The organism is Microbacterium sp. Bi128 (genome assembly GCF_918698205.1).
On sequence record NZ_CAKKMM010000552.1, the window covers coordinates 1 to 3,158 of the forward strand.

General features: G+C 69.0%; 4 protein-coding genes, 1 tRNA gene and 2 pseudogenes. 3 read left to right on the top strand and 4 right to left on the bottom strand.

Annotated elements, in window-relative coordinates:
* Both LQV45_RS22730 and LQV45_RS22735 read left to right on the top strand, forming a co-directional pair.
* A pseudogene (locus tag LQV45_RS22730) lies at nt 1–353 on the top strand (hypothetical protein); the annotation flags it as partial.
* Nucleotides 354–393: 40 nt separating this feature from the next.
* Entirely contained in the window at nt 394–1,500 is a 1,107-nt protein-coding gene (locus LQV45_RS22735; RefSeq protein ID WP_230008938.1) for an acyl-CoA desaturase, read from the top strand.
* Between the two features lie 27 nt (nt 1,501–1,527).
* Here LQV45_RS22735 and LQV45_RS22740 read toward each other — a convergent pair whose 3' ends face one another.
* The 4 genes from LQV45_RS22740 to LQV45_RS22755 all read right to left on the bottom strand — a co-directional run bounded on the left by LQV45_RS22740 (nt 1,528) and on the right by LQV45_RS22755 (nt 2,788).
* Nucleotides 1,528–1,815, bottom strand: coding sequence for a hypothetical protein (locus LQV45_RS22740; RefSeq protein WP_230008939.1), 288 nt, complete (start codon nt 1,813–1,815; stop codon nt 1,528–1,530).
* 123 nt (nt 1,816–1,938) lie between these two features.
* A tRNA-Arg gene (locus LQV45_RS22745) sits at nt 1,939–2,014 on the bottom strand.
* A gap of 77 nt (nt 2,015–2,091) precedes the next feature.
* Nucleotides 2,092–2,265, bottom strand: coding sequence for a hypothetical protein (locus LQV45_RS22750; RefSeq protein WP_171024188.1), 174 nt, complete (start codon nt 2,263–2,265; stop codon nt 2,092–2,094).
* A gap of 82 nt (nt 2,266–2,347) precedes the next feature.
* Nucleotides 2,348–2,788 carry a hypothetical protein gene (locus tag LQV45_RS22755; protein ID WP_230008940.1) on the bottom strand — a complete coding sequence of 147 codons (441 nt, stop codon included), beginning with the start codon at nt 2,786–2,788 and terminating at the stop codon, nt 2,348–2,350.
* Between the two features lie 142 nt (nt 2,789–2,930).
* Here LQV45_RS22755 and LQV45_RS22760 point away from each other — a divergent pair.
* Nucleotides 2,931–3,158: pseudogene (locus LQV45_RS22760) on the top strand (hypothetical protein); the annotation flags it as partial.

Here is a 3,158-nt window from a genome sequence, read left to right on the forward strand (position 1 = left end):
ACCGTTACCAGGTCGTCGCCGTCTTCACGCGGCGTCCGCTCCCCGAGGAAGTCGAGGCGATCGACTCCTCCGCGCCGCGCGACGCTTTGAGCGCGGCGGGATACCCGGGGCTCACGCTGCGGGTCTCCGACCGACGCCTCGAGATCGGGAACTCGAACCTCGAAGAACTCGAGGGGGGCCTGTCGACGGTGCTCGCCGACCTCCTGGGCCAGATCTCGCGCCGCATACGGCAGGACCAAGCGCAGGCCTTCGACCGCGCCGCGGCGGCCGCCGACATCGAACACACCCGCTCCGACGACGTGATCCGGCAGGCCGGCCGCATCACGTTCCACGCCTCCTCGCCGTCCGACTGAGTCGCGGCCCTTCTCCGACATCGGCAGGCCCGGTCGCCCCATGAACGAGTTCCGCACCACGACGCCCCGATCGACCGCGACGAGGCGCGCCACCGGAAGCGAGTTCACCGAGCTCGCGAAGACCATTCGCGAGCTCGGTCTGCTGCGTCGACGGCACGGCTACTACTGGACGAGGATCATCGGACTCCCGGCGGTGCTCGGGGTGGCGCTGGTCGCCTTCACGGTCATCGGCGACACGTGGTGGCAACTGGTCACCGCGGACTTCCTCGGAATCCTGTTCACCCAGATCGCGTTCCTCGGCCACGACGCCGCCCACCGGCAGATCTTCACTTCCGGCACCTGGAACGACTGGATCAGTCTCATCCTCGGCGATCTGTTCGTCGGGATGAGCTACGGCTGGTGGCAGCACAAGCACACCCGGCACCACGCGCGGCCGAACACGCTGGGTTCCGACCCCGACATCGAGCTCCCCGTGATCGTGGTGGCGCCGGGCGGCGCACCGTCGCGACGGACCGGGCTGACGTGGGTCCGGGCGCACCAGGGAGTGCTCTTCTTCCCGATCCTGCTGCTGGAGGGACTGTCCCTGCATGCATCGGGCGTCCGGGAGGTCTTCACCCGAGGCCGGATGCCACGCCGATGGGTAGAGATCGTCTTCCTCACGATCCGACTGGCGGGCTTCCCCGCACTGGTGTTCGTCATCCTCTCGCCCGGGATCGGGTTCGCCTTCCTGGGCGTGCAACTCGGCGTGTTCGGTTTCTGCATGGGCATGTCGTTCGCCCCCAACCACAAGGGGATGCCGATCCTCCCGGAGGACGCCCGGATCGACTTCCTCCGGCGCCAGGTGATGACGAGCCGCAATGTCGCCGGCACCCGGTTGCTGGACGTGGCGATGGGAGGTCTGAACTATCAGATCGAGCATCACCTGTTCCCCAGCATGCCCCGCCCGCACCTGCGCAAGGCCGCTCCTATCGTGTCGGCCTACTGCCACGCACACGGGGTGCCCTATACCCGGACCGGGTTGCTCGCCTCCTACGCGATCGTCGTCCGATACATCAACCGCGTGGGGCTGGGCGAACGGGACGTGTTCACATGTCCGCTCGTGGACCAGCGCAACCGGCCGCCCATCGTCGGCACGGCCGGGCGTTAGCCTGGCGGGCGCACCCCGCGGGTGGGGTCAGTCGGCGTAGTCGACGTCGATCGTCCCGAAGCCGAACGGGGCCTCGCTGTCGCCGTCGTCGCGCGAGTCGAACTCGACCGTGCTGGTGGTGATCGTCACCGCGGTGTGGATCGTGAACAGCACGCTGGCGATCCGGTTGCCCACGACGGTCAGATCGACGAAACCGCCTCCATCGCCCAGAGCGCCGACGATGTTCCGCTTCAGCTCGGTGACGTTCTCGCTCTGCGCGAGCGCGAGGGTGCTGTCGTTGATCTCCACATTGGTGCGTTCCATCGTCTCGGACATGCGGCGAACGTAAGCCGGTTCGCGCCGATCGAGCGTGGGGGTTGCGCTCCCCGGGAAAACGGGTCCCGCTTTCACGAGAAAGGGGCCGCAGGGTCTCGACGACCCGCGACCCCGTGTCACGACTGGTGCCCCCGACAGGAATCGAACCTGCGACCTTTGGTACCGGAAACCAACGCTCTATCCCCTGAGCTACGGAGGCGGACCGGTCAAGGTTAGCACCGCGCCGGCACCGCGCCCGACCCGGCGGGGCGCAGGCGCGGGCACCTCACGCGACGATCACTCGTCGCCGATGACCCCGATGCCCGTGGCCTCGTGATCGGCGTCCGGGTCGTCGCCGGAGGGGGCCTTCGACTGCTCGTCGACGTCGTTGGTCTGGCTCGGGGCGACCGTCTGGTCGTCGCCGAGGTCTTCGGAGTCGTCGGCCGGTGCGGTGTTCTGAGGATCGCTCATGGATCATCCCTTCCTCGCGGAGGACCAGCTTCGCAAACCCGGGTGCGAGGACGCGGAGGGTTGACCCGGCGCGCGAAGTGGTTCAGCGACGGCGCCCCGCCCACGCGCGCAGGCGCGCACGCAACGGCAGGGTGAGGTCGACGATGCGCCCGTCGGCCGCGACGGTGACGCGATCACCCGAGTCGGTGGTACTCCCCCGGACGTAGGCCGCGCCCACCGCGACGTAGGTCTGCAGCAGCATCGCGGCCTCGGCGCGCGTCGAGGTGGTGTCGTCGAGGCGGGCGCGGTGACCGGAATCCACCCGCACCGAGAACCACCGGGTCCCCGGGGTCGAGACGACCGCCCAGCGCTCCCCCGCCGACAGACGCACGAACGCTTCGCCGTCGTCCAGCCCCGTCGCCGGCGACAGATCGTCGTATTCGGGGACGAGGGCGTCGAGCGTCGCCAGCGCCTCGGGGGCGGTGACGAAGTCGGCGCGCCCGGCGCTCAGGCCGCCCCACTCGAACTTCCGGTCCGGGGTCATCGGGCCCCCGGGCGATCGAGCGTGCGCGTCATCCCGCGAGCGTAGCCCTCCCGCGGCTCCGGGGCACCGGCATCCCGCCGATATCCGCCGTCGCGGCGAGAACCCTGAGCGTCGGCTGAGCGCACCCTCTACGATGAGCGGCATGCTGACGTCCTCGCCCAACAACATCTTCGACCAGACCTCGATCTTCGCGCTGAGCGGGACCAACTCGCTGATCGCCGTCGCCGTGTACGTGCTCATGGTGATCGCGCTCTGGCGCGTCTTCACGAAGGCGGGCTACCCCGGGTGGCTCGCGATCATCCCCATCGTCAACGCGATCTACGTCGTCAAGGTCGCCGGGTATTCGGGCTGGATGACGCTGCTCTATCTC